A 25,951-nucleotide genomic window follows, 5' to 3' on the forward strand; every position below is an offset into this window, starting at 1 on the left:
GTGCCGGGGGGGGGGGGGGGCTGTGGTGTTCTTTCCGGTGGGGGGGGGCCCCCCCCCGCGGGGGGGGCCCCCCCGGGGGGGCGCGGGGGGGGGGGGGGGGGGGCCGCCCCCCCCCCCCGCGCCAGTGGACCGGTGCCGCGGCAGGCAACGTTTGCGCGTCGCGACGGGGCGAACGTCGCCTGTTGCGGCACTAATCCTCGGCGTGCAGGCTCATGGGCCCGTAGATCTCCGTGCCGTCCTCGAACAGCCGTACCTGGTCGGCGCCTCCGGCGAGCAGTTCCTTCCAGTGCTCCCCGATCCAGGACTCGGCGTCCCCCTGCGTGGTGAACTCCTCGGGCGCGACCGCGGGCTGGACCTCCGTCCCGTCGGCCTTCTCGAACCGCCACGTCCATGCCAGCATGTACGCCTCCACGATGTGAGCACCTGCGAACCAGGGGCCGGATCTTGGTCCGGCTCGTGATCCGAGGGTAGCCGGACGCGCAAGACCAGCGGCGACCCGGGAAAATCGGGTCCGTGGAACTCACTCTGCTCGGTACCGGTGCCCCGCTCGGACTCCCCCGTCCCTACTGCCCCTGCGCCGCCTGCGCGCGGGCGCTGGGGCCCGACGCGCGGGCGGCGACCTCCCTGCTCGTGGACGGGGCGCTGCTGCTCGACCTGACGCCCGGCGTGGCGTTCGCGGCCGCGCGGGCCGGGCAGTCACTGACGGGCGTACGGCAGGTGCTGCTCACGCATCCGCACGACGGCCCCCCGGTGGAGGTCCCGGCGGTGCTGCCGCAGCCTGGGCGGGTGCCGGACGGGCGGGAGTTGGCGCTGCTGACCGGGCACCGGGTGCGGGCGCTCGCGATGGACGCGCCGGGCACGGGGTACGCGGTGACCGGCCCGGACGGGATGCGGCTGCTGTATCTGCCGCCGGGCGCGGCGCCCGCGGGCCTGATGGGGCCGGAGGAGCCGTACGACATGGTGGTCGCCGATGTCGTCGGGCGGCCGGACGCGCTGGCGAAGCTGCGGGCGGTGGGGGCACTCGGGCCGACCACGGACGTCGTCGCCGCCCATCTGGACCATGACGTCCCGCCGGGCTCCGAGCTGGCGCGGCGGCTCGCGGCGGCGGGGGCGCGGGCGGTGCCGGACGGCACGGTGCTGCCTGTCGGAGCCTATGAGGACGTACCGGACGTCCCGCGACGCACCCTTGTGCTGGGCGGGGCGCGGTCGGGCAAGTCGGTGGAGGCCGAGCGGCGTCTGGAGGCGTTCCCGGACGTGCTGTACGTGGCCACGGGCGGGACGCGGAGCGGGGACACGGAGTGGGCGGCGCGGGTGGCCGCGCACCGTGAGCGGCGGCCCGGCTCCTGGCGCACCGCCGAGACCTGCGACCTCGTACCGCTCCTGAAGGAGGAGGGGCCGCCGCTGCTGATCGACTGCCTGTCGCTGTGGCTGACGGACGTGATGGACGCGGTGAACGCGTGGGACGACGCCGAGTGGGCGACCGGCGGCGAGCGGGCGCTGCGGGCCCGGGTGGAGGAACTGGCGGCGGCGGTCCGTGAGACCCGGCGGACGGTCGTCGCCGTCTCGAACGAGGTGGGCTCCGGCATCGTCCCGGCGACCGCGTCCGGCCGCCGCTACCGCGACGAACTCGGCCGTCTGAACACGGCGTTCGCGGCGGAGTGCGAGCATGTGCTGCTGGTGGTGGCAGGGCAGGCGCTGGCGCTGCGCGGATGACGGCCGAAGGGATGGCGTTCACGGCACACCCTGACTGCGGGTGGCGCCCTGGCGTTCGATCTCTGCCGGTACTGTTCGGCGAATGAGCTCGCTTAATCTCGACGACTTCACCGATCTGATCGAGCGCCCCGACGGCGGGGTGCGCCGCGACGCGGAGGCGCGCCGGGAGCGTCAGATCGTGCCGCCCGGGGCACTGGGGCGACTGGACGACCTGGGTGAGTGGCTGGCGGCGGCGCAGTCCGCCGTGCCGGTGCGGCCGATCGAGCGGCCGCGCGCGGTGCTGTTCGCGGGCGACCACGGGGTCGCCTCGCTCGGTGTGTCGGCGCGGCCGGCGGGCGGCGCGGACCAGCTGGTGCGGGCGGTCCTGGAGGGCGCGAGCCCGGCGTCGATCCTTGCGCGGCAGCTGAACGTGCCCGTGCGGGTGGTGGACATGGCGCTGGACTGCGACCCCGAGGGGCTTCCGCAGGACGTCGTACGGCACCGGGTGCGGCGCGGCAGCGGACGCATCGACGTCGAGGACGCGCTGACGCTTCAGGAGGCGGAGGCGGCGTTCCGGGCGGGGGTCGCGGTCGCGGACGAGGAGGCCGACGCCGGGACGGACCTGGTCGTCCTCGGTGATGTGAGCGTCGGCGGGACGACGCCGGCGGCGGTGCTGATCGCCGCGCTGTGCGGGACCGACGCCTCGGTGGTGACCGGGCGTGGGGGCCTGGCGATCGACGACCTGGCGTGGATGCGCAAGTGTGCGGCGATCCGGGACGCGCTGCGGCGGGCCCGGCCCGTGCTCGGGGACCAGTTGCAGTTGCTGGCGGCGGTGGGCGGTGCCGATCTGGCCGCGATGACCGGCTTCCTGCTGCAGTGTGCGGTGCGCAAGACGCCGGTGATCCTGGACGGGGTGGTGTCGGCGGCGTGCGCGCTGGTGGCGCAGCGGATCGCGTTCCGCGCGCCGGACTGGTGGCTGGCGGGCCAGAACAGCGGGGAGCCGGCCCAGGCCAAGGCTCTGGACCGGATGGCCCTGGAACCGCTGCTCGACCACGGTGTGACGGTCGGTGAGGGAGCCGGGGCCCTGCTGGCGCTGCCCCTCGTGCAGGCCGCCGCCGCGCTGGCCGCGGAGCTCCCGGAGAAGCCCGGGGAGGCCGAGGACAAGCAGTGAACTGGCCGATTTCTGCCTTGAACCGCTCCCCCACCCGCCCCCGAGCGCCCCATATCATCGCCCTTCATGGGAGATGCCCGATTTAGTGCGGAACGGGAACGCTCGGTTCGGCCGGGGGGTGGGGGGCGGGCCTCCCGGCGGGCCGCCGCGTTCGCCGTCTGGTACCTGCGTGCCGTCACGTTCATCAACTTCCTCTCCGCCGTCTGGGTCTCCTTCGGGCAGGACGTGCGACGGCACAACCAGGAGAACCAGTTCACGCCGTACCTGCTCACCGCGGGCTTCGCCTCCGGCGTGTTCACGATGTTCCTCGCCGTCACCATGCGGCGTCGCAAGCGGGCCGCGTGGATCCTCAACCTGGCGCTCAGCGGCCCGTTCCTGCTGCTGTTCGCGTTCGCCATGACCTTCCCGGAGATCCGGCAGTACGCCCAGAACTGGATCTCCCTGGTCCTCACCGCGGCCTTCGCCGGCGCGCTCCTCGTCGGCCGGCGCGAGTTCTACGCCAAGGGCGACCGGTCCAACCCGCGGCTCGCCGCCGCCGTCGCCGCCGGCGGTCTGCTCACCTCCTCCCTGCTCGCCGCGTTTCTGGTCACCGTCACCAACACCGCGCGGGACGCCCACCGTTCGACCTTCCCGGAGCGCTGGCGCTACGGCACCCTGCGCCTGGTCTCGGTCACCGTGGACGACTCCCACTACCCGGGGATCGCCACCCCCAACTGGGTCAACGTCACCATCAACGTGTTCAGCACGCTGCTCGTCCTCGCCGTCCTGTACGCCGCCTTCCGCTCCCGGCGCGCCGTCGACCCGATCACCGAGGACGACGAGAAACGACTGCGGGCGCTGCTCGAACGGCACGGCGAGCGCGACTCCCTCGGCTACTTCGCACTGCGCCGCGAGAAGAGCGTCATCTGGTCGCCCACCGGCAAGGCGGCCGTCGCCTACCGGGTCCTCGGCGGCGTCTCGCTCGCCTCAGGCGACCCGCTCGGCGACCCGGAGGCCTGGCCCGGCGCCATCGAGCCCTGGCTCGCCCAGGCCCGCGCGCACGGCTGGATCCCGGCCGTGATGGGCGCGAGCGAGGAGGCCGGAACCGTCTACGCGCGGCACGGGCTGGACGCCCTGGAACTCGGCGACGAAGCCATCGTGGACGTCGGCGAGTTCACCCTCGAGGGGCGGGCCATGCGCACCGTCCGCCAGGCCTGCAACCGGGTGCGACGCGCCGGGTACACGGTCCGCATCCGGCGCCACGCCGACATCCCCGCCGACGAGATGGCGTTCCTGCTGCAGAAGGCCGACGACTGGCGCGACGGGGCCACCGAACGCGGCTTCAGCATGGCGCTGGGCAGGCTCGGCGACCCGGAGGACGGGCAGTGCGTGATGCTGGAGTGCAGGGACGGCGGGGGACGGCTGCGGGCGCTGCTGTCCTTCGTGCCGTGGGGACCGCACGGCCTGTCGCTGGACCTGATGCGGCGCGACCGGGACTCCGACAACGGCCTCATGGAGTTCATGGTCATCGAACTGCTGCGCCGCGCCCGGGAGATCGAGGTCACGCAGGTCTCGCTCAACTTCGCCATGTTCCGCTCCGTCTTCGAACGTGGTGCGCGGCTCGGCGCCGGACCGGTGCTCAGGCTGTGGCGTTCGCTGCTCAGCTTCTTCTCGCGCTGGTGGCAGATCGAGTCGCTGTACCGGGCCAACGCGAAGTACCGGCCCATCTGGGAACCCAGGTTCCTGCTCTTCGAGAAGAGCGCGGACCTGCTGCGCATCGGCATCGCTTCGGCGCGCGCCGAGGGGTTCCTGGGGGGCCTGGCGTCGGATTCCCGTCGTCCGCCCGGAGGGCGGGCCCCGCGACGTCTGGTGCGTGCGATCGCAAGGCGCCGGAGGGCCCTCGATGGGGGTCCCCCCTGCTCGAGCGAAGCCGAGAGCTTGGGGGAGGAGCCACGCGGGCTCTCCGGCAACGCGGCGAGCGTGCGTGCCAGGCGTCGCGGGGCAGCCGGGAATCCGACGCCAGGCCCCGCGGCACCGGGACTGCCGAAGTGGCTGCATCGCAAGCACCTGCAGTCACACAGGTGAGGAGCACGGGGGAGATGACGAGCGCCGGGGAGCCGATCAGTGCCGGGGAGCCGATGAGCGCCGGGCGGACGGGGACCGCTGGATGAACGCCCTCGCCCGCCTGGTCCGCGCCGAGTGGGGACCGCCGTACGTCACCGTGCGTCAGGCACTCGTCCGGCGCACCTGGCGGGCGCTGCCGATGACGCTCGTGGCCGTGTGCCTCACGTCGGTCCTGCAGTTCGTGCAGAACCAGTCGTGGGGCTTTCGGTTCGTGCAGAACATCGGGTCCGTACGGGCCGAGGAGCCGCTGTGGCTGGCCCTGCTGCGCACCCCGCTCTCCCTCTTCGTGCCGGCTCTCGACCTGCCGGTGTGGGGGGCGCTGCTGCAGATACTGTTCGTCTTCGGGATCGCCGAGATCTGCCTGGGCTGGTGGCGCACCCTCGTCATCGCCTACGCGGCCACACTGGCCGGCACCCTGTACGCGCGCGTGGGCATCGGCCTGGGCGCGCACCATCCGCTGGGGCTGCCCGCGACGGACGCGCAGGTCGTCGACACCGGGCCGTCGGCGGCGGTGATCGGGCTGGCCCTTTTCCTGTGCTGGCGGTACGGCGCGCGCGTCACCGGGAGCGTGGTGATCGCGGCGATGGTCGTGGAGCTGGTGGTGAAGGACAACCTCGCGGGCAAGGAGCACATCGCGGCGATCGGGGCGGTGGTGCTGTTGTGCTCGGTGTCGGAGCTGCGCCAACGTTCCCTGGACGCCGCGTGGTTGCGTGATACCCGGGGGTGAGGGCCGGGGCGTGCCGGCTGGGCCAGCTACGCTGCCGCCGTGTCCAGGATCCCGCCCGCCCATGGCCTCCGTTTCGCCTTCGGCACCCTCACCGTGCTTCCCGTCGAGGTCACCCGGTGGGACCGGGACGCCGCGCGTGGAGGCATGTTGTGCGCACCCCTCGCCGGAGTCGTCGTCGGTGGGATCGCCGGGTCGGCCGGGGCGGTGCTGGACCTGCTGGGTACGGGAGCCCTGCTCGCCGCCGTCGGTTCCGCCGCCGTGCCCGCCGTGCTCACCCGGGGGCTGCATCTGGACGGGCTGGCCGACACCGCCGACGGGCTCGGAAGCGGCAAGCCCGCCGAGGACGCGTTGCGGATCATGAAGCAGTCCGACATCGGGCCGTTCGGTGTGATCACGCTGGTCCTCGTGCTGCTGGCGCAGGTGGCGGCGCTCGCGCAGGCGTACGGCCACTCCTGGGAGCGGGGGGTCCTCGCGGCGGTCGTCTCCGCGACGGCGGCCCGGCTGGCCCTCACCCTGGCCGCGCGCGACGGCGTACCGGCCGCCCGGCCCGAGGGGCTGGGGGCCGCGGTCGCGGGCGTGGTGCCGGCGGGTGGTGCGCTGGCGGTGGGCGTCGCCGTCGCCGTGGCCGCGGCGGCCGGGGGCGCGCTCCTCGGGGCGTACGACACGGCCCGTACGGTCCTCGCGGTCGTCGTCGCGGTCGCCGTCGCCGAACTGCTGCTGCGGCACTGCGTGCGGCGCTTCGGCGGGGTCACCGGTGATGTCTTCGGCGGGCTCGCCGAGACCGCCGCGACAGCGGCACTCGTCGTGCTGTCACTGGGCTGAACAGGGCCGCCGCCACCCCTCAGGTCGTACCGGACGCTCCGCGGGGCGGACTTCGGGGAGTGCGCGACCGCCCCCGGCGGTGATCGCCGACGCCGGGCACCACAGAAACCGGCCACCGCGCGTAGGCTCGTGCCGGATGATTCCCTGCCCAGGTGAAAACCGGATGCGGGGCAGGGCCTAGGGTCGGTTCCCGGGCCGGCCGACCCCATCCGTTCGGCCACCTGAAACTCAATCGGAAGCGAGATTTCACCACCGTGACTGCTCTCACTCTCAGCACCGCCGCCGCGGCCGGCCTGCGCGCCGACGCGATCGTGGTCGGTGTCGCGAAGGGCGCTGAGGGCCCGGTCGTCGCACCGGGCGCCGAGGCCGTGGACCAGGCGTACGACGGCAGGCTCGCCGCCATCCTGCAGACCCTGGGCGCCTCCGGTGCCGAGGGCGAGGTGACGAAGCTGCCCGCGCCCTCCGGCTTCAAGGCCCCCGTCGTGGTGGCGGTGGGCCTCGGTGCCGAGCCGGAGAAGGACGAGGCGTTCACCGCCGAGGCGCTGCGCCGCGCCGCCGGATCCGCGGCCCGCGCGCTCGCCGGCTCGAAGAAGGCCGCCTTCGCGCTGCCGATCACGGACGCCGCCGACGCCGGCGTCATCGGCGAGGGGGCGCTGCTCGGCGCGTACTCCTTCGACACGTACAAGGAGAACGGCAGGAACGGCCGGAACGCCAAGAACGGCAAGGCCCCGCTCGCCGAGGTCGCCCTGCTCGGCGGCAAGCCCCGCGACAAGGCGTACAAGGCGGCCGTGGAGCGCGCCGTCGCCGTCGCCGAGGAGCTCAACCGCGCCCGCGACCTGATCAACACCCCGCCGAACGACCTGAACCCGGCGGCCTTCGCGGCCCTCGCGCAGACCGCGGCCAAGGAGCACGGCATCAAGGTGCAGGTGCTCGACGAGAAGGCGCTGGCCAAGGGCGGCTACGGCGGCATCCTCGGCGTCGGCGCGGGCTCCGCCTCCGCCCCGCGCCTGGTGAAGCTGTCGTACACGCACTCCAAGGCGAGCAAGCACCTGGCCTTCGTCGGCAAGGGCATCACCTACGACTCGGGCGGCATCTCGCTGAAGCCCGCCGGTCACAACGAGACCATGAAGTGCGACATGTCCGGCGCGGCGGCGGTGTTCGCCGCGGTCGTGGCCGCCGCCCGCCTCGGCCTCGAGGTGAACGTCACCGGCTGGCTCGCCCTCGCCGAGAACATGCCGTCGGGCTCCGCGACCCGCCCCGGTGACGTGCTGCGCATGTACAGCGGCAAGACCGTCGAGGTCCTCAACACGGACGCCGAGGGCCGGCTGGTCCTCGCGGACGCGCTGTGGGCGGCCTCGGAGGAGAACCCGAACGCGATCGTGGACGTCGCCACCCTGACCGGCGCGATGATGCTGGCGCTCGGCAGCCGCACCTTCGGGATCATGGCGAACGACGACGCGTTCCGCACCGCGGTCCACGAGGCGGCCGGGGAGGTCGGCGAGGACTCCTGGCCGATGCCGCTGCCGGAGCACCTGCGCAAGGGCATGGACTCCCCCACGGCCGACATCGCGAACATGGGCGAGCGGATGGGCGGCGGGCTGGTCGCCGGCCTGTTCCTGAGGGAGTTCGTCGGCGAGGGCATCACCTGGGCCCACCTCGACATCGCGGGACCGGCCTTCAACGAGCAGGGCCCCTTCGGCTACACCCCGAAGGGTGGCACGGGCTCGGCGGTGCGCACCCTGGTCCGGCTCGCGGAGCTGACGGCCGCCGGCGACCTGGGCTGATCGCGGCGCACGACGATGAGGGCGGCCCCCTGACCGACGCGGTCAGGGGGCGCCCTTGTCCCGCACCGGGCGTTACGCCCTCGACGAAATCCGTACGGCCCACCGGCGCCGCGACCTTGCGACGTGACGGATCAGACGTCTCACACACCGGCCCGGCGTCTCGGTGGCCGCCGACAAGTGCAAAGATGGGGTCTCGGCAGGACAGGGCCCCACCGAAGGGCCGAAGCATCAAGCGGCCGGACACCAGCCGCCTGCCGGTCACCGACGACCGGCGCACGGCGCACATGCATGGAGGACGTGACGTGGCGAACGACGCCAGCACCGTTTTCGACCTAGTGATCCTCGGCGGCGGTAGCGGTGGTTACGCCGCGGCCCTGCGCGGGGCGCAGCTGGGCCTGGACGTCGCCCTGATCGAGAAGGACAAGGTCGGCGGCACCTGCCTGCACCGGGGCTGCATCCCCACCAAGGCCCTGCTGCACGCGGGCGAGATCGCCGACCAGGCCCGCGAGAGCGAGCAGTTCGGTGTCAAGACCAGCTTCGAGGGCATCGACGTACCGGCCGTCCACAAGTACAAGGACGACGTCATCTCGGGCCTGTACAAGGGTCTGCAGGGACTGATCGCCTCCCGCAAGGTGACCTACATCGAGGGTGAGGGCTACCTGTCCTCCCCGACCTCCGTCGATGTCAACGGCCAGCGCATCCAGGGCCGCCACGTCCTGCTCGCGACCGGCTCCGTGCCGAAGTCGCTGCCCGGTCTGGAGATCGACGGCAACCGCATCATCTCCTCCGACCACGCCCTCGTCCTGGACCGCGTGCCGAAGTCCGCGATCATCCTGGGCGGCGGCGTCATCGGCGTCGAGTTCGCCTCCGCGTGGAAGTCCTTCGGCTCCGACGTCACGATCATCGAGGGCCTCAAGCACCTCGTCCCGGTCGAGGACGAGAACTCCTCCAAGCTTCTCGAGCGCGCCTTCCGCAAGCGCGGGATCAAGTTCAACCTCGGCACCTTCTTCCAGAAGGCCGAGTACACCCAGGACGGTGTGAAGGTCACCCTCGCCGACGGCAAGGAGTTCGAGGCCGAGGTCCTCCTCGTCGCCGTCGGCCGCGGCCCGGTCTCGCAGGGCCTCGGCTACGAGGAGGCCGGGGTCGCCATGGACCGCGGCTACGTCCTCGTCGACGAGTACATGCGCACCAACGTCCCCACCATCTCCGCCGTCGGCGACCTGGTCCCGACCCTCCAGCTGGCCCACGTCGGCTTCGCCGAGGGCATCCTGGTGGCGGAGCGTCTGGCGGGTCTGAAGACCGTTCCGATCGACTACGACGGTGTGCCGCGGGTGACGTACTGCCACCCCGAGGTCGCCTCCGTCGGCATCACCGAGGCCAAGGCCAAGGAGATCTACGGCGCGGACAAGGTCGTCGCCCTGAAGTACAACCTGGCGGGCAACGGCAGGAGCAAGATCCTCAAGACCGCCGGCGAGATCAAGCTCGTCCAGGTCAAGGACGGTGCCGTGGTCGGCGTCCACATGGTCGGTGACCGCATGGGCGAGCAGGTCGGCGAGGCCCAGCTGATCTACAACTGGGAGGCGCTGCCGGCCGAGGTGGCCCAGCTCATCCACGCCCACCCGACGCAGAACGAGGCGCTCGGCGAGGCCCACCTGGCCCTGGCCGGCAAGCCGCTGCACGCACACGACTGACCCTCGGTCGACGAACGCGACGACACAGACTTCCGCTTCCCCTGGTTCTCGACTTCGCTCGAACCGGGGGAGACCCCATCCGTAAGGAGCAACCGAAACCATGGCGGTTTCCGTAACCCTTCCGGCGCTCGGTGAGAGCGTCACCGAGGGCACTGTCACCCGCTGGCTGAAGGCCGAGGGAGAGCGCGTCGAGGCCGACGAGCCGCTGCTCGAGGTCTCGACCGACAAGGTCGACACCGAGATCCCGGCGCCGGCGTCCGGCGTGCTGTCCTCCATCAAGGTCGCCGAGGACGAGACGGTGGAGGTCGGCGCCGAGCTGGCCGTCATCGACGACGGCACCGGTGCCCCGGCCGCCGCCCCGGCCCCGGCCGCCGAGGCCGCTCCCGCCCCGGCCCCGACCCCCACGGCCGCTCCGGCCGCCCAGGCCCCGGTGGCCCCCTCCACCGAGCAGGCCGCCCCGGCCCCGGCTCCGACCGCCGAGGCCACCGCCGGTGCCGGCACCGCCGAGGGCACCGAGGTCGTCCTGCCCGCGCTCGGCGAGTCCGTCACCGAGGGCACCGTCACCCGCTGGCTGAAGTCGGTCGGCGACACCGTCGAGGCCGACGAGCCGCTGCTCGAGGTCTCCACGGACAAGGTCGACACCGAGATCCCGGCGCCCACCTCCGGTGTGCTGCTCGAGATCGTCGTCGGTGAGGACGAGACCGCCGAGGTCGGCGCCAAGCTCGCCGTCATCGGCGCCCCGGGTGCCGCTCCTGCGGCCGCCCCGGCCCCGGCCGCCCCCGCCCCGGCGCCCGCCGCCGAGGCCCCGGCCGCCCCCGCGGCTCCGGCCGCCCCGGCCCCGGCTGCTGCTCCGGCTCCGGCTCCCGCCGCCCCGGCGGCCCCCGCCGCTGCCGCCCCGGCCCCGGCCCAGCCCGCGGCTCCGGCTCCCGCGCCTGCGCCTGCGCCTGCGCCCGCCCCGGCCCCGGCTGCTGCTCCGGCCGCCGCCCAGCCGACCGACGAGGGTGCCTACGTCACCCCGCTGGTGCGCAAGCTCGCCGCCGAGAACGGCGTCGACCTGTCCGCCGTCAAGGGCACCGGCGTCGGCGGCCGTATCCGCAAGCAGGACGTCATCGCCGCCGCCGAGGCCGCGAAGGCCGCCGCCGCAGCCCCGGCTCCGGCCGCCGCCGCACCGGCCGCCAAGAAGGCTGCCCCGGCGCTCGAGGTCTCCCCGCTGCGCGGCCAGACCATCAAGATGCCGCGGATCCGCAAGGTCATCGGCGACAACATGGTCAAGGCGCTGCACGAGCAGGCCCAGCTGTCGTCGGTCGTCGAGGTCGACGTCACCCGCCTGATGAAGCTGCGCGCCAGGGCGAAGGACTCCTTCGCGGCCCGCGAGGGCGTCAAGCTCTCCCCGATGCCGTTCTTCGTCAAGGCCGCCGCCCAGGCGCTGAAGGCCCACCCGGTCATCAACGCCCGGATCAACGAGGCCGAGGGGACCATCACCTACTTCGACACCGAGCACATCGGTATCGCGGTGGACTCCGAGAAGGGCCTGATGACCCCGGTCATCAAGAACGCCGGTGACCTGAACATCGCCGGTATCGCCAAGGCCACCGCCGACCTGGCGGCCAAGGTCCGCGGCAACAAGATCACGCCGGACGAGCTGGCCGGCGCGACCTTCACCATCTCCAACACCGGTTCGCGCGGTGCGCTCTTCGACACGATCATCGTGCCGCCGGGCCAGGTCGCGATCCTCGGCATCGGCGCCACGGTCAAGCGCCCGGCCGTCATCGAGACGGAGGAGGGTACGGTCATCGGCGTCCGCGACATGACCTACCTGACGCTGTCCTACGACCACCGCCTGGTGGACGGCGCCGACGCGGCCCGTTACCTGACGGCGGTCAAGGCGATCCTGGAGGCGGGCGAGTTCGAGGTCGAGCTCGGCCTCTGATCCCCTCAGGGATACGGCTGTACGACGCCCCCGTCCGGAGCTCTCCGGGCGGGGGCGTCGCGTTTGCCGGGTGTAAGCCTCGTCTCACCTGCGCAAAAGCGCCGGTATGCGCCCTTCCCCCAGACGGTGGCGGCCGTATTGTCTAAACGTCGAACGCCCCCGGGGGCCACTGGGCCCCTCTCTAAGGAGCCCTCATGACCGCGCCCGTCGTCCACTCGCTGCGCGAACAGATCCGCGAGCACATCGTGGAGGGGATCGTCAGCGGCCGCTGGAAGCCGGGCGAGCGGATCGTGGAGCGGCGGATCGCGACCGAGTTGGAGGTCAGCCAGACGCCCGTGCGCGAGGCGCTGCGGGAGCTGGAGTCGCTGCGGCTGATCGAGTCGGCGCCGAACAAGGGTGTACGGGTGCGGAACCTGTCGGCGGCCGACCTGGAGGAGAGCTACCCGGTACGGGCCGGCCTGGAGGCGATCGCGGCGGAACTGGCGGCGCAGCGGCTGGCGGAGGACTGCTCGGCGCTGGAACCGCACGTGGCCGCGCTCTACGAGGCGGACCGCAGGTCGGACGGTACGGCACAGGTACGGCACACCGTGGCCTTCCACCGGGAACTCGTCCGCGCGGCGGGCAACTCGGTGCTGCTGCACACGTGGGAGGGCCTGGGCATCGAGGTCTTCACGGCCCTGTCGATCCGCTGGCTGGGCACGGTCCAGCAGTCGTACGCGGAGGAACACGAGGAACTGGTACAGGCGTTCAAGCGCCGCGACCCGAGGATCGCGGACCTGGTGAAGGCCCACGTACTCGGCTGCGCGCCGAGGGCGTAGCCAGTCGGTTCGCGGCCGCTTCCGGCACTGCCGGACCAGACCGCCGCGGCTGAACGTCGGCTGCGGTGGGAACAAAGGGCGTCGGCGGTTCAGGCCCCCGCACTCCCCGGACCGCCTGCAGGCCCCCGCACTCGCCGGACCGCCTGCCATCCGCCGCGGCCACGGACGAACGCGGCTCAACTCTCTCCGGCGCAACGGCGATCAGCCCCCACCGCGGCGATCGGCGCTGTCGAACTGCCCGCACCCGGCAACCGGAAACCTCCTCGGACACGAGAGCAGAGCCCCGAACCTCCTCGAACACGAGAGCAGAGCCCCGCTCAGACGCGCCCCGACCTGCAAAAACCGCGGGCGGGAGCGTCACCCGGTGCCACCGACGGAGGCACCCCGTGCCGACTTTCTCGTGATCAAGAGGTTTTGCCCCTCACCCCTTTGATCGATCATCGATCAGGGAGTTAGAGTCCCCGGTGGACTCTCACCGGAGCCCACGCCCTGTCCTGCCAAAGACCAAGGGCACCCCTGACCCTTACCGATGAGGGAACCCCCTTCGACTGAGGAAGGCGGCGACATGACCGACCCCCAGGCCATCCAGCCGAGCGAGCTCGACCAGCTCCCGGACCGCGACCCCGAGGAGACCGCCGAATGGCAGGCCTCCCTGGACGCCGTCGCCAAGGCGGCCGGGCCGCACCGTGCCGCGTACCTGATGCGCCGCACGCTGGAGCGCGCCGAGGGGACCGGCATCGCGCTGCCGAAGCTCCTCGAGACCGACTACGTCAACTCCATCCCCACCGCCGCCGAGCCGTCCGTGCCCGGTGACGAGGAGATGGAGGCCCGGATCACCGCCTGGAACCGCTGGAACGCGGCGGCCATGGTGACCCGCGGCAGCAAACACGGCGTCGGCGGCCACATCGCCACCTTCGCCTCCGCCGCCTGGCTGTACGAGACCGGCTTCAACCACTTCTTCAAGGGCAAGGAGGGCGACGGCTCGGGCGACCAGCTCTACATCCAGGGCCACGCCTCCCCCGGCATCTACGCCCGCGCCTTCCTCGACGGCCGCCTGACCGAGCAGCACCTGGACAACTTCCGCCAGGAGGCCGGCGGCAACGGCCTGCCCTCCTACCCGCACCCGCGCCGCCTGCCCTGGCTGTGGGAGTTCCCGACGGTGTCGATGGGCCTCGGCCCGCTCTCCGCGATCTACCAGGCGCGCTTCAACCGCTACCTCACCAGCCGCGGCATCAAGGACGTCTCGTCCTCGCACGTGTGGGCGTTCCTCGGCGACGGCGAGATGGACGAGCCGGAGTCGACGGCGGCCCTCGCGCTCGCCGCCCGTGAGGAGCTGGACAACCTCACCTTCGTCATCAACTGCAACCTGCAGCGCCTCGACGGCCCGGTGCGCGCCAACTTCAAGATCGTGCAGGAGCTGGAGGCCCAGTTCCGCGGCGCGGGCTGGAACGTCGTCAAGACGCTGTGGGGCACCGCCTGGGACGAGCTGTTCGCCCTCGACACCACGGGCGCGCTCGTACGCCGCCTGCGCGAGGTGCCGGACGCGCAGGTCCAGACGTACCAGACCCGCGACGCCGCCTACATCCGCGAGGACTTCTTCGGCAAGGACCCGGCGCTCGCCGAGATGGCGAAGCTGCTGAGCGACGACAAGATCATCGAGTGCTTCCACTTCTCCCGCGGTGGTCACGAGGCGCGCAAGGTCTACGCCGCGTACAAGGCCGCCCTGGAGCACAAGGGCGCGCCGACGGTGATCCTGGCCCAGACGGTCAAGGGCCACACGCTCGGTGAGGGCTTCGCGTCGAAGAACGCCAACCACCAGATGAAGAAGCTGACGGTGGACGAGTTCAAGGCGATGCGCGACCGCCTCGGCCTGCCGATCAAGGACAGCGACTTCGTCGACGGCGTGGTCCCCTACGGCCACCCCGGCGCCGACTCCCCCGAGGTCCGCTACCTCCAGGAGCGCCGCGCGGCCCTCGGCGGCCCGGCCCCGGCCCGCCGCGTCCACCCGGTCGCTCCGCTGCCCGCGCCCGCCGAGAAGGCGTTCGCCGCCTTCGACAAGGGCTCCGGCTCCCAGAACGTGGCCACGACCATGGCGTTCGTCCGTCTGGTCAAGGACCTGGTCCGCGACAAGGAGACGGGCAGGCGCTGGGTGCCGATCGTCCCGGACGAGGCGCGCACCTTCGGCATGGAGTCGCTGTTCCCGTCCCTCGGCATCTACTCCCCCAAGGGCCAGACGTACGAGCCGGTCGACCGCGACCAGCTGATGTACTACAAGGAGGCCAAGAACGGCCAGATCCTCAACGAGGGGATCACCGAGGCCGGTTCGATGGCCGACTTCATCGCCGCTTCGACGTCGTACGCGACGCACGGCGAGGCGATGATCCCGTTCTACATCTTCTACTCGATGTTCGGCTGGCAGCGCACGGCCGACCAGATGTGGCAGCTCGGCGACCAGCTCGGCCGCGGCTTCCTCGTCGGCGCCACGGCCGGCCGTACCACGCTGACCGGTGAGGGTCTGCAGCACGCGGACGGCCACTCCCCCGTCATCGCCGCGACCAACCCGGCGGCGCTGACCTACGACCCGGCGTTCGCCTACGAGATCGCGGTCATCGTCAAGGACGGTCTGCGCCGTATGTACGGCGAGGCGGCGCCGGGTGAGGACCAGGACGTCTTCTACTACCTGACCGTATACAACGAGCCGCTGCCGCAGCCCGCGAAGCCCGCCGCCCCGGGCGTCGACGAGGGCATCGTCAAGGGCCTGTACCGCTTCAACACGGCGGAGTCCGCGGGCCTGGCCCCGGTCGCCAACGCCCCGCGCATCCAGCTGCTGGGCTCCGGTACGGCGATCCACTGGGCGCTGAAGGCGCAGAAGCTGCTCGCCGAGGAGTGGGGCGTGGCCGCGGACGTGTGGTCGGCGACCTCCTGGACCGAGCTGCGGCGCGACGCCCTGGAGGCCGACGCGGCCCTGCTGCGTGGCGAGGAGCGGGTACCGTACGTACGCCAGGTGCTCCAGGGCGCCGAGGGCCCGGTGCTGGCCGTCTCCGACTACATGCGCCAGGTCCCGGACCAGATCGCGCAGTGGGTGGAGCAGGACTGGTCCTCGCTCGGCGCCGACGGCTTCGGCCTCTCGGACACCCGTGAGGCGGCCCGCCGCCACTTCGGCGTCGACGCCGAGTCGATCGTGGTCGCGGCCCTCGCCCAGCTCGCGAAGCGCAGCGAGGTCAAGGCGACGGCCGTGAAGGAGGCCCGCGAGAAGTACGGCCTGTAAGGGCTCGAGTCCGGTGAAGGGGTACGGCGGTCCCGCCGTACCCCTTCCCTGTCAGTGCCCCCCGGCATGATGAACCCATGCGTGCCGCCCGTCTGATCAAAATGGTGCTGCTGCTCCAGGCCCGGCCCTCCATGACCGCCGCCGAGCTGGCGAAGGAGCTGGAGGTGTCCGAGCGGACCGTCACCCGGGACGCTCAGGCGCTGTCGGAGGCGGGGATCCCGGTGTACGCGGACCGGGGGCGGATCGGCGGCTACCGCCTGGTCGGCGGGTACCGCACCCGGCTTACCGGTCTCGCCCGCAGCGAGGCCGAGGCGCTGTTCCTGAGCGGCGTGCCGGGCGCGCTGCGCGAGATGGGTCTTCAGGACGCGGCCTCGGCGGCCCGTCTGAAGGTGTCGGCGGCCCTCCTCCCCTCGCTGCGCGACGCGCCGCGCACGGCGGCGCAGCGGTTCCATCTGGACGCGCCCGACTGGTTCAAGGAGCCCGAGACGCCCGCCCTGCTCCCGGCGGTCGCGGACGCCGTGTGGGACGACCGGCCGGTCACCGCGCGCTACCGGCGCGGCGAGGACGTGGTGGAGCGCGAACTGGAGCCCTACGGGCTCGTGCTGAAGGCGGGCGTCTGGTACCTGTGCGCGCGGGTCGGCGAGCCGCGGGGGCGCGCTGCGCAGGACGCGGGGCACGGCCCCTTCCGGGTGTACCGCATCGACCGCTTCACGGCCGTGGACGTGGGCGGGGAACGGTTCGCCCGCGACGAGGAGTTCGACCTGCCCGCCTTCTGGGCGGAGCGCGCCGAGCAGTTCGCGCGGTCCATCCTGCGGTCCGAGGTCGTGGTGCGGCTGTCCGAGGACGGCGTGAGAAGACTGCCGTACGCCGTCGGCCACGCCGCGGCTCGGGAGGCGCTGCGGGACGCGGGCGCCCCGGACGAGCGCGGTCGGGTGACGGCGACCCTGCCGGTGGAGTCCGAGGAGGTCGCGCACACCCAGCTCACGGCGCTCGGCCCGGAGGTCGAGGTGCTGTCGCCCGAGGGGCTGCGGGCGCGTTTCGCGAGCGACGCTCGGCGGCTCGCGGGGCTCTACGCCACCTGACGTCCCGGCGCACTCCGCGTGCGCCCGTTGCGCCGAAGGCCGATGCTGGTCCCGTGATGGACGAGATGGAGTTCTGGGAGCTGGTGGACGCGAGCCGCGAGGCCGCCGAGGGCGACCCCGAGGAACAGGCCGACGTGCTGGTCGAGCGGCTCCTGCAACTGGACCCGGAGTCGGTCGTGGACTTCGCCCGGCACTTCGAGTCCCGGTTCAACCGCTCCTACCGCTGGGACCTGTGGGGTGCCGCCTGGGTGCTGCTCGACGGGGCCAGCGACGACGCGTTCGACTCCTTCCGGTGCTGGCTGATCGGCCAGGGCCGGCATGTCTTCGAGGGCGCCCTGCACGATCCCGACTCGCTCGCCGACCTGCTGGAGGAGTTCGACGAGGAGATCGACGGCGACGGAGAGGAACTCGGCTACGCGGCGGACGAGGCGTACGAACAGCTCACCGGCACCGAGACGCCCGACCTGGGCATCCCGCCCGCGCCCGCGGAGCCGGAGGGCACGCCGTTCGACCTGGAGAACGAGTCCGTGCTGGCCGAGCGCTACCCGAGACTGTGGGACCGTTTCCGGGCCTGAGGCTATGCCGCGCGTCGGCGGGTGGCCTCCGAGGGCAGGTAAGCCTGTGCCTGACCGGCGCCCGGGAGGTGGGGGTGCGGCGCCCGTCCGGGGTTCGCCGCGTGGTGGAGCGGCGCCCTGTTGGCCTGGTCGAGGGCGGACGCCGTGGCCGCAGCCGGGCCGAGGACGACCGCCGCGACCGCGCAGAGCACCGTCCACGGGTTGCGCGCGGCCCCCGCCCAGGTGCTCGTCCTCTTCGTCTCCGTACTGCTGCTGCTCATGATCCACACCTCCGGTTCGGCTGTTGCCGCAACCGTAGGCCGCCGGGTTCTCAGGACCCTGCGGACGACCTGTGGCGTCGCTGTGGACCGCGGCCACGGGCGGTGCGGGGCACGGGGCCATGACGGGCCCTCACTTCCTGCCCTGGAGGTGGGCCGCCTTCTGTCTGATCGACGGGAGCAGGGCGGTGAGGGCCGCGCCGGGGCAGTTGGTCATATAGCCGTCGTTGTGGCCGGCGAGGGCGGGCAGGAGGGCGGTCTTGCCCTCCTGGTACCGGCTCTGGCCGTTGCTGGAGACCAGCTTGACCCTGCCGCGCGGGTCGATGTCCGCGAGGCCCAGCTTCCATGCGGCCAGGGCGGCGATCGCGTCGGTCATCGCCCGGGGCACGGACACGCCCTGGGAGAAGGTGCCGATGGCGGCGATGCCCGAGGTGCGGTGGTTGAAGCCCTGGGTGTGGGCGCCGGTGACGGGGCGTTCGACGCCGCCCGAACGGCCCTCGTAGATCGTGCCGCAGCGGTCGACCAGGAAGTTGTAGCCGATGTCGTCCCAGCGGCGGTTGCCGATCTGGCCCGCGTACAGCGCCCGGATGATGCGGGGCGTGTCGGCGCAGTCGTACTGGTTGGGCGAGGCGGTGTGGTGCACGAAGACGGCGACGACCTTGTCGTCGTAGCGCGGCGCCGGCCGGCTCCCCGCGCCTTCCTCCGCCTGCGCCCAGGCCGACCGCGGCAGGATGCGCGGCCTGGGGGCCGTGTGCAGGACGGCGGAGCGGGCGCCGACCGGCCGCGGGCGCCGTACCTCGACCGGGGCTTCGGCACTCAACGTCCCGATCAGCAGCGCGGCACCGGCGGTGAGTCCGGGCGTACAGCCGACCAGCAGCAGGACGACGCCCGAGATCCGCACCGAACGGAGCGAACGGAGCGGGCGTCTTTTCCTGCTCCTTCGTGCTCTTCGGAAGACACGCATGGACCCACTGTCCATCCCCTCCGTGGCGCCCGCGATGTGTGGTGTGCCACCCGGTGGAACCATCGTCCCGGTCCAGGACGTTTTCACCAGTGCGCGCCGCGCGGGTCGCCCGGGCCACCACACCCGGCCGGCGGTCCGGAGGTGCTCCCCCGGGTGGTGCAGCGCAGGTCGGCGCGCGGGGCCCGTTTCCGCGCGCCGCGTGCGTGGGGCTGATCACCGGGACCCCGCTGCGCGTACTAAGGGGTCCAAGAGAAAGGCGGCTTCGTGGACCTGCTCGACATCCTTCTGATGCTGGTCATCCTGGCCTACGCGGCGTCCGGCTACCGGCGCGGACTGGTGGCCGGCTGTGTCTCCCTGGCCGGTTTCGTGGGCGGCGCCGTCGTCGGCGTGTGGATCCTGCCCTGGGTGATGCATCTGGTGACGCGGGGGACGACCGCGGCCACGGTGACGGCGGTGTTCACGGTGCTGGTCCCGGCGGCGATCGGCCACGAGCTGGCGGGCCGGCTCGCGCTGAAGCTGCGGCGCGAGCTGGACCACGGGCCGCTCAGGGTGGCCGACGGGATCGGCGGGGCGGCGGCGAACTCGCTGTCGGTGCTGATCGTGGCGTGGGTGGCCGCGAGCGTCCTCGGCGCCTCCTCCTCGCCACTGGTCACGGAGGCGATCCGGGACTCACGGCTGCTGGGCGCCGTGCAGAACGTGATGCCGGACACCACCCCCACCTGGTTCTCGCGCGCCACCTCCGCGCTCACCCAGGCCGGCTTCCCGCAGGTCTTCAACCCCTTCGAGAACGAGCCGACGGCGGGGGTGGCCAAGCCCTCCGGGGACAACGTCACGCCGAGCGCGACGAACGCCGCCAAGCTCAGCACGGTCAAGATCGAGGGCGCCTCGGGCCTCCAGGGCCGCGAGGGCAGCGGCTTCGTGTACGCGGCGCGGCATGTGATGACCAACGCCCACGTGGTGGCCGGCATCGACCACCCGACCGTGCGCGTCGGCGGTGTCGGTCCGGCGTACGCCGCCCGGGTGGTGCTCTTCGACCCCGACCGGGACGTGGCCGTGCTGTACGTGCCGGATCTGCGGGCGCCGGTGCTGCGCTTCGACGGCGACGCCGGACGCGGTGACGCGGCCGTGGTCGCGGGCTATCCGCAGGACGGCGACCTGACGCTGCGGGCCGCCACCGTCGCGAACAAGATCCAGGCGACGGGTCAGAACATCTACAACACGGACACCGTCACGCGGGAGATCTACTCCATCCGCTCCACGGTCCTGCCGGGCAACTCCGGCGGCCCGCTGCTCACCACCGACGGCGAGGTGTACGGCGTGGTGTTCGCCCGGTCCACTTCCGACCAGGAGACGGGGTACGTCCTGACGGCGAACGAGGTGGCGGGCGACGCCCAGCGGGCGGCGAACGCCACGACACCCGTGGACACGGGCGAGCTCGTCACGTCCTGAGGGGGTCCTTGCACTGCATGGACCCCTGAGCCCGTGGGTGTCACAGAAAGCGGCCCATGAACACGTCGTCGACGTACTCGCCCTCGATCAGGAACTCCTCGGGCAGGACGCCCTCCACCACGAAACCCTCGGACTCGTAGAGCCCCCGGGCGGGGGTGTTGTGGCCGAGGACGCGCAGGGTGATGCGGCGGGCGCCGCGGCGGCGGGCCTCGTCCTGGGCGGCCCGCAGCAACGCCCGGCCGACGCCTGCGCCGCGCGCCTGCTCGGCGACGGCCAGGCCCTGGATCTGCCGTACGTGGGAGTTGCACGCGAGCGAGGTCGGGAACCCGAGCCGGATGTAGCCGACGAGGGTGCCGTCGAGTTCCGCGACGAGGTGGTCCCGCGGTCCGAACCGCTCGTTGTAGAAGGGCTTGTACGGCGGCTGGGGGCGGGGCTGGACGGCGTGCAGCGGGGACCAGGTCTCCCGGTCGAGCCGGCCGAGCGCCTCCTCGTCGTCGGGGCGGGCGAGCCGTATGTACGCAGCGGGCATGAAGGTCACTGTACGGCGGGGTACGCATGTCCTGACCGGGGTTTTGGACGGCGACGGGCAGGATGGATTTCATGGAATCTTCAAGGATCGCCGTGGCCGGCGCGTCCGGTCTCATCGGCAGTGCCCTGGTCCGGTCGCTGGTCGCGGAGGGGCACGAGGTGGTGCGCCTGGTGCGTCGCGCCGCCCGGGACGAGCACGAGGTCTGCTGGGATCCGGAGGGGCAGTACGTGGACACGGCCGGGCTGGCCGGGTGCGACGCGGTGGTCAACCTCGCCGGGGCCGGTGTCGGCGACCACCGCTGGACTGACGCGTACAGGAAGACGCTGCGGGACAGCAGGGTGCTCGGCACGGCGGCCCTGGCGGAGGCCGTCGCCTCCCTGCCCGAACCGCCGCGTGTCCTGGTGAACGCGAGCGCGATCGGCTACTACGGCGAGACCGGGGACCGGGTGGTCGACGAGGAGGCCCCGCCCGGTGACGGCTTCCTGTCCCGGATGTGCGTGGAGTGGGAGGAGGCGACGGATCCCGCGCGGGAGGCGGGCGTGCGGACGGTGATCCTGCGCACGGGACTGGTGGTGGCGCGTGAAGGCGGCGCCTGGGGCCGGCTGTTCCCCCTCTTCCGGGCGGGGCTCGGCGGGCGGATGGGAGACGGGCGCCAGTACTGGTCGTTCATCTCGCTGTACGACGAGGTGGCGGCGATCCGTCATCTCCTGGGCACGGACGGGCTGTCCGGGCCGTTCAACCTGACGGCTCCCGAGCCGCTGACGAACCGTGAGATCACGGCGGCGATGGGGCGGGTGCTGCACCGGCCGACGCTCTTCTCGGTGCCCGCGCCCGCACTGCGGCTCGCGCTCGGCGAGATGGCCGGGGATGTGCTCGGCAGTGCACGGGTGGTGCCCAAGCGGCTGCTGGAGTCGGGGTTCTCGTTCACGTTCCCCGAGATCGAGGAGGCGCTGCGGGCGGCGCTCAGGCGGTGACCGGACGGCGGGCCGACGGACGGAACCTTTCGTGTTCGACCACATGCGACCGCTGTGCGACCGTGCTCTGTTGATGCGCGACTTCACTTGACCGTGCGCGGCCCTACCCTCGAGCAGAACTCGGGTATTCCTGAAGCCGGTCGCGGGCATGACGTCTTCGCCGACCGCGCAACCTCGAGGAGGGGCACGTGTTGAAGCCCGTGTATCAGGCGGACGTCGTCATCGTGGGGGCCGGGGTGGCGGGCCTCGCGGCGGCCCACCGGCTGACCAGCGCAGGAGTGAGTACCACCGTCCTGGAGGCCGCCCATGGTGTGGGCGGCCGGATGTCGACCGAGAAGGTCGACGGCTTCCGGCTCGACCGCGTCGGACAGCTCCTGTCCACGTCGTATCCCGAACTTGGCCTGACCCCCGGGCTGGACGCGCTCGTCCTGCGGCCCTTCGCGCCGGGCGTCCTGGTGCACAGCGGCGGCCGCCACCGGCGCGCGGGCGCTCTTCCGATGGCAGGGGGCGCACGGGGAGCGCTCAACGCCGTTCGCGCTCTCGCCGGTGCGCCCCGCTCGGGGAGCGGAACGGCCGGCGTGCGGGCCGTCCGGCCGAGGGCGGCGGGATCCCCTGCCCCGCTCGGCGGTGCCGTGGACCAGGCGCGGCTCAACGCGGCACTGGCCCGGATGGCCGCGACCCCCGTGGAACGGCTGCTTGCGCGGCCCGAGTCGACCGCCGGGCGCGCGCTCGCTGCCCGTGGGATGCCCGCCCGCACGGTCGAGGGCTTTTTGCGTCCGCTGCTGGCCGCGCTGTTGTGCGACCCGGAGCTCGGCATGTCGAGCCGCGCCGCCGACCTCGCGCTGCGCGCCTTCGCCAGCGGCCGGCTGTGCCTGCCGGAGGGCGGCGCCGAGGTGCTGCCCGAACTGCTGGCGCAGGCGCTGCCGCCGGGCACGGTGCACACGGGAGTGCGCGCCACCTCGATCTCCACCACCTCGGTCACCACCGCGGAGCACGGTGAATTCCGCTGCCGCGCCGTGCTGTTGGCCACCGACGCGCATTCCGCCGCCGAGTTGCTGCCCGGGCTGCGCGTGCCCGACTTCCACCCCGTCACGGTCGTGCACCACACCATGGACGAGCCGCCGCCGACCGGCGCGTCACTGCTCCTCGACGCGGACCGCGGCGGCCCGGTGGCGCACACGGCGGTGGTCAGCCTGGTGGACCCGTCCCGGGCGCCCGCGGGCCGGCCCCTGGTCTCCTCCACCGTCCTCGGCGCGCCGCCTGAGGACGTCGACGGCGCGGTGCGCGCCCATCTGACCCGTCTGTACGGCACCTCGACCACGCGGTGGGAGACGCTCGCCGTGCACCACACCGCGCGGGCCGTCCCGGTGATGCGGCCGCCACACGACGTACGCCGGCCGGTGCGGCTGCTGGCCGGTCTGTATGTGTGCGGCGACCACCGGGACACGGGCACGGTGCAGGGGGCACTGCACTCGGGTCACCGGGCCGCCTCCGCGGTCCTGAGGGACCTGGGCACGGGTCCGACCAAGCTGGCGGACCCGCTGCCGACGGCGGCCTGAGCGGCCCCCTGGAGTCAGTGCAGGGCGGCGACCTTGTCGCGGTAGCCGCGCACGGGGGCGGCGTCCTTGTACGGCTCCAGGCGGCGCTCGAAGTCCCGTACGTACTCCGTCGCCCGCACCGACCGCATCTCCGCCGCCTGCCCCGCGGCCTCGGCCGCGAGCTGGCACGCCTGGTCCAGCTCGCCGAGGCCGAGCCGCGCCGTGGCGAGCACGACCCGGCAGAACAGCCGGCTGCGGGCGTAGCCGGGTGCCCGCAGCTGCAGCGAGCGCTCGGCGTGCTGGATGGCGGCCCGGTACTGCTGGAGGTCCCGGTGGCAGTGCCCGAACTCGTCGGCGAGCTGTGCCTCGTCGAAGAACCGCGCCCAGTGCGGGAGTTCGTCGCCGGGCCGGGCGGACTCCAGCGCGCGCTCGGCCCGTACGAGGGAGGACGTACAGGCGCGCACCTCGCCGAGCACGCCGTGCCCGCGCGCCTCCACGGCGTGCAGCAGCGCCTGCACGACGGGCGGCGCCGAGGTGCCGACACCCTGCTGCGCCACACGCGCGAGCTGCACGGCTTCACGGCCGTGGCCGAGGTAGACGGCCTGGCGGCTCATCGTGACCAGCACGTACGCCCCGTACATCCGGTCCCCGGCAGCCTGGGCGAGCCGGAGCGCCTGGACGAAGTAGCGCTGGGCGAGGCCGTGCGCGCCGATGTCGTACGACGTCCAGCCGGCGAGCCGGGTCAGATCGGCGGCGGCCGCGAACAGCCGGCGGCCGGTCTGCTCGCCGTAGGTGCCGCGGAGCATCGGCTCGGCCTCGTGCTCCAGGTAGCGCACGAGGGCCTGGCGGGCGTGGCCGCCGCCGTAGGCGTTGTCGAGGGCGCGGAACAGCTCGCAGACCGAGCGCAGGGCGGCGATGTCTCCGCCGGTGACCTTCTGGCCGGGGCCGCGCTCGGACTGGCCGCGCTGCCGGGGCACTGTGGGGCGGCCCTGGGCGGGGACGCGGGGGGCGCCCTCGCCTCGGGCCACCTTGTCGTCCGGGCGCCCGATCAGCCAGTCGCGGCTGGGGACGACAAGCCCGGCGGGCGTGAACGCGATCTTCCGGAGCTCGGCGTGGCTGCCGGAGTCCTTGCGCCACAGGCCGCTGACGATGTCGACGGCCTCCTCCGGGGTGGCGGCGAACTCCAGCCCCGCGTACACCGGGGCGCAGGCGTCGAGCCCGAGGTCCTGGGCGGTGAGCCGGCGTCCGAGTCTGCGGGTGAACACCTCCGCGATCAGCGCCGGGGTGGTGCCGCGCGGCTGCTGCCCGCGCAGCCAGCGCGTCACGGACGTCTTGTCGTATCTCAGATCAAGCCCGTGTTCGAGGCCCAGCTGGTCGACGCGACGGGCGAGACCTGCGTTGGAGAACCCCGCTTCTGCGATGAGCGCGGCGAGCTGTCGGTTGGGGGTGCGCTGCGCGGGTCGTTCCGTCATCTGCGGTGCGGTCTCCTGCCTGCCACTGAAATCGTCTGTGAGCAGCCCTTATGGCCTGGTGGACGGCGTGAATGTAGCGGAGAGTGAGCGGACGATCGCAGTCTTCGGTACCCATTCATCCGATCGTGTGAGGATTGCTGGGTCGAGCTGACGGTGGCCCGGGCGGCACTCTTGCTCCGGGCCGGACGTACAGTGGCGTGGGCGCGTTTCGCGCCTTACGAGGCTTCTAGGGAGGCGCTTGCCGTGAGTGAGTTGCGGTTCGTCCGTATGGGGTTCGGGACCGATGCCGTCGACTACCAGGAGGCGTGGGACGAGCAGCGCCGGCTGCACGCCGCCCGCTTCGCGGACGAGATCCCGGACACCTGCCTGCTCCTGGAGCACCCTCCGGTCTATACGGCGGGCCGGCGCACGGCGCCCGAGGAGCGGCCCCTGGACGGCACGCCGGTCATCGACGTGGACCGCGGCGGCAAGATCACCTGGCACGGCCCGGGCCAGCTGGTGGGCTACCCGATCCAGAAGCTCCCGCGCCCGGTGGACGTGGTGGCCCACGTACGGCGTCTGGAGGAGGCCCTGATCCGCACGTGTGCGGAGTTCGGCCTGGAGACGACTCGGGTGGAGGGCCGGAGCGGGGTCTGGGTCCTCGGGGACCCGGTCGACCAGCGCCCCTCCCTGGGCGGCCTCTCCCTGGACTTCGACCCGCGCCTGCACGACGAGGAGTTCGACCCGCGGCTGAACGGCCCGGAGTACGCGCCGTCCAACGCGGGGCAGCGGCGGGAGGACCGCAAGATCGCGGCGATCGGCATCCGCGTCGCCAAGGGTGTCACGATGCACGGCTTCGCGCTGAACGTGAACCCGGACAACGCGTGGTTCGACAAGATCATCCCGTGCGGGATCCGGGACGCGGGGGTCACCTCCCTGGCCAACGAGCTGGGCCGGGACGTGACGATCGAGGAGGTGCTGCCGGTGGTGGAGCGGCACCTGCGGGACGTGCTGGAGAACGCGGAGCTGAAGCCGCGGGAGGTCGAGCGGGCGTCGGCGTGAGGGACCGCCGGGGGTGTGTTCCGCCCCCGCCGCCCCTACCCTTCCCGTCCTCCAGGGGCTCCGC

At 72.8% G+C, this 25,951-nt stretch carries 20 protein-coding genes and 1 pseudogene; 16 read left to right on the top strand and 5 right to left on the bottom strand.

The window, feature by feature from the left end; genetic code table 11:
* Positions 1-190: 190 nt before the first annotated feature.
* On the bottom strand, positions 191-400 hold the full coding sequence (locus ACIRC0_RS13975; protein ID WP_403615559.1) for a hypothetical protein: 210 nt from the start codon (positions 398-400) through the stop codon (positions 191-193).
* Between the two features lie 113 nt (positions 401-513).
* Between ACIRC0_RS13975 and ACIRC0_RS13980 the strand changes: the two genes are divergently transcribed.
* The 12 genes and pseudogenes from ACIRC0_RS13980 to ACIRC0_RS14035 all read left to right on the top strand — a co-directional run bounded on the left by ACIRC0_RS13980 (position 514) and on the right by ACIRC0_RS14035 (position 17,663).
* Positions 514-1,713: a bifunctional adenosylcobinamide kinase/adenosylcobinamide-phosphate guanylyltransferase gene (locus tag ACIRC0_RS13980; protein ID WP_403615562.1), complete on the top strand. Its 1,200-nt coding sequence runs from the start codon at positions 514-516 to the stop codon at positions 1,711-1,713.
* An 82-nt stretch (positions 1,714-1,795) separates the two neighbouring features.
* The gene (cobT, locus tag ACIRC0_RS13985; RefSeq protein ID WP_403615564.1) at positions 1,796-2,863 is read left to right on the top strand and encodes a nicotinate-nucleotide--dimethylbenzimidazole phosphoribosyltransferase; all 1,068 of its coding nucleotides are present in this window, start codon (positions 1,796-1,798) and stop codon (positions 2,861-2,863) included.
* A 66-nt stretch (positions 2,864-2,929) separates the two neighbouring features.
* Positions 2,930-4,654: pseudogene (locus ACIRC0_RS13990) on the top strand (phosphatidylglycerol lysyltransferase domain-containing protein); the annotation flags it as partial.
* A gap of 355 nt (positions 4,655-5,009) precedes the next feature.
* Positions 5,010-5,693, top strand: a complete 684-nt coding sequence (locus ACIRC0_RS13995; protein ID WP_403615566.1) for a hypothetical protein — start codon at positions 5,010-5,012, stop codon at positions 5,691-5,693.
* Between the two features lie 39 nt (positions 5,694-5,732).
* Positions 5,733-6,515: an adenosylcobinamide-GDP ribazoletransferase gene (locus ACIRC0_RS14000; protein WP_403615568.1), complete on the top strand. Its 783-nt coding sequence runs from the start codon at positions 5,733-5,735 to the stop codon at positions 6,513-6,515.
* Between the two features lie 254 nt (positions 6,516-6,769).
* Positions 6,770-8,299, top strand: coding sequence for a leucyl aminopeptidase (locus ACIRC0_RS14005; RefSeq protein ID WP_403615571.1), 1,530 nt, complete (start codon positions 6,770-6,772; stop codon positions 8,297-8,299).
* Positions 8,300-8,601: 302 nt separating this feature from the next.
* Complete coding sequence (gene lpdA / locus ACIRC0_RS14010; RefSeq protein ID WP_103843875.1) at positions 8,602-9,990, top strand: dihydrolipoyl dehydrogenase; 1,389 nt, start codon at positions 8,602-8,604, stop codon at positions 9,988-9,990.
* A 100-nt stretch (positions 9,991-10,090) separates the two neighbouring features.
* A complete protein-coding gene (gene sucB, locus ACIRC0_RS14015; RefSeq protein ID WP_403615574.1) occupies positions 10,091-11,920 on the top strand; it encodes a 2-oxoglutarate dehydrogenase, E2 component, dihydrolipoamide succinyltransferase in 1,830 nt (609 codons plus the stop codon).
* Between the two features lie 194 nt (positions 11,921-12,114).
* On the top strand, positions 12,115-12,738 hold the full coding sequence (locus ACIRC0_RS14020) for a GntR family transcriptional regulator (protein ID WP_200417025.1): 624 nt from the start codon (positions 12,115-12,117) through the stop codon (positions 12,736-12,738).
* Between the two features lie 565 nt (positions 12,739-13,303).
* Entirely contained in the window at positions 13,304-16,006 is a 2,703-nt protein-coding gene (aceE, locus tag ACIRC0_RS14025) for a pyruvate dehydrogenase (acetyl-transferring), homodimeric type (RefSeq protein ID WP_403615578.1), read from the top strand.
* A gap of 77 nt (positions 16,007-16,083) precedes the next feature.
* Entirely contained in the window at positions 16,084-17,088 is a 1,005-nt protein-coding gene (locus tag ACIRC0_RS14030; RefSeq protein WP_403615581.1) for a helix-turn-helix transcriptional regulator, read from the top strand.
* A gap of 56 nt (positions 17,089-17,144) precedes the next feature.
* Positions 17,145-17,663, top strand: coding sequence for a DUF4240 domain-containing protein (locus ACIRC0_RS14035; RefSeq protein ID WP_403616486.1), 519 nt, complete (start codon positions 17,145-17,147; stop codon positions 17,661-17,663).
* A 2-nt stretch (positions 17,664-17,665) separates the two neighbouring features.
* On the opposite strand, the gene ACIRC0_RS14040 is transcribed toward ACIRC0_RS14035, so the two are convergent.
* Positions 17,666-17,923: a hypothetical protein gene (locus tag ACIRC0_RS14040; RefSeq protein ID WP_403615584.1), complete on the bottom strand. Its 258-nt coding sequence runs from the start codon at positions 17,921-17,923 to the stop codon at positions 17,666-17,668.
* A 130-nt stretch (positions 17,924-18,053) separates the two neighbouring features.
* A complete protein-coding gene (locus ACIRC0_RS14045) occupies positions 18,054-18,821 on the bottom strand; it encodes a peptidoglycan recognition protein (protein WP_403615587.1) in 768 nt (255 codons plus the stop codon).
* Between the two features lie 327 nt (positions 18,822-19,148).
* On the opposite strand from ACIRC0_RS14045, the gene ACIRC0_RS14050 reads away from it, so the two are divergent.
* Positions 19,149-20,333, top strand: a complete 1,185-nt coding sequence (locus ACIRC0_RS14050) for a MarP family serine protease (protein ID WP_403615589.1) — start codon at positions 19,149-19,151, stop codon at positions 20,331-20,333.
* 40 nt (positions 20,334-20,373) lie between these two features.
* Here the strand turns inward: ACIRC0_RS14050 and ACIRC0_RS14055 are convergent, their stop codons facing one another.
* The gene (locus ACIRC0_RS14055; protein ID WP_403615592.1) at positions 20,374-20,862 is read right to left on the bottom strand and encodes a GNAT family N-acetyltransferase; all 489 of its coding nucleotides are present in this window, start codon (positions 20,860-20,862) and stop codon (positions 20,374-20,376) included.
* 71 nt (positions 20,863-20,933) lie between these two features.
* Here ACIRC0_RS14055 and ACIRC0_RS14060 point away from each other — a divergent pair, with 71 nt between their 5' ends.
* Both ACIRC0_RS14060 and ACIRC0_RS14065 read left to right on the top strand, forming a co-directional pair.
* Positions 20,934-21,836, top strand: a complete 903-nt coding sequence (locus tag ACIRC0_RS14060) for a TIGR01777 family oxidoreductase (RefSeq protein WP_403615594.1) — start codon at positions 20,934-20,936, stop codon at positions 21,834-21,836.
* Between the two features lie 188 nt (positions 21,837-22,024).
* On the top strand, positions 22,025-23,395 hold the full coding sequence (locus ACIRC0_RS14065) for an NAD(P)/FAD-dependent oxidoreductase (protein ID WP_403615596.1): 1,371 nt from the start codon (positions 22,025-22,027) through the stop codon (positions 23,393-23,395).
* A gap of 14 nt (positions 23,396-23,409) precedes the next feature.
* On the opposite strand, the gene ACIRC0_RS14070 is transcribed toward ACIRC0_RS14065, so the two are convergent.
* Positions 23,410-24,846 (bottom strand): regulator, encoded by a 1,437-nt coding sequence (locus ACIRC0_RS14070; protein WP_403615599.1) that lies wholly within the window; start codon positions 24,844-24,846, stop codon positions 23,410-23,412.
* A 243-nt stretch (positions 24,847-25,089) separates the two neighbouring features.
* On the opposite strand from ACIRC0_RS14070, the gene lipB reads away from it, so the two are divergent.
* The gene (gene lipB / locus ACIRC0_RS14075; protein ID WP_403615602.1) at positions 25,090-25,887 is read left to right on the top strand and encodes a lipoyl(octanoyl) transferase LipB; all 798 of its coding nucleotides are present in this window, start codon (positions 25,090-25,092) and stop codon (positions 25,885-25,887) included.
* Positions 25,888-25,951: the final 64 nt, after the last annotated feature.

The sequence above is a fragment of the Streptomyces sp. NPDC093984 genome (genome assembly GCF_044764595.1).
GTDB lineage: Bacteria > Actinomycetota > Actinomycetes > Streptomycetales > Streptomycetaceae > Streptomyces > Streptomyces cynarae.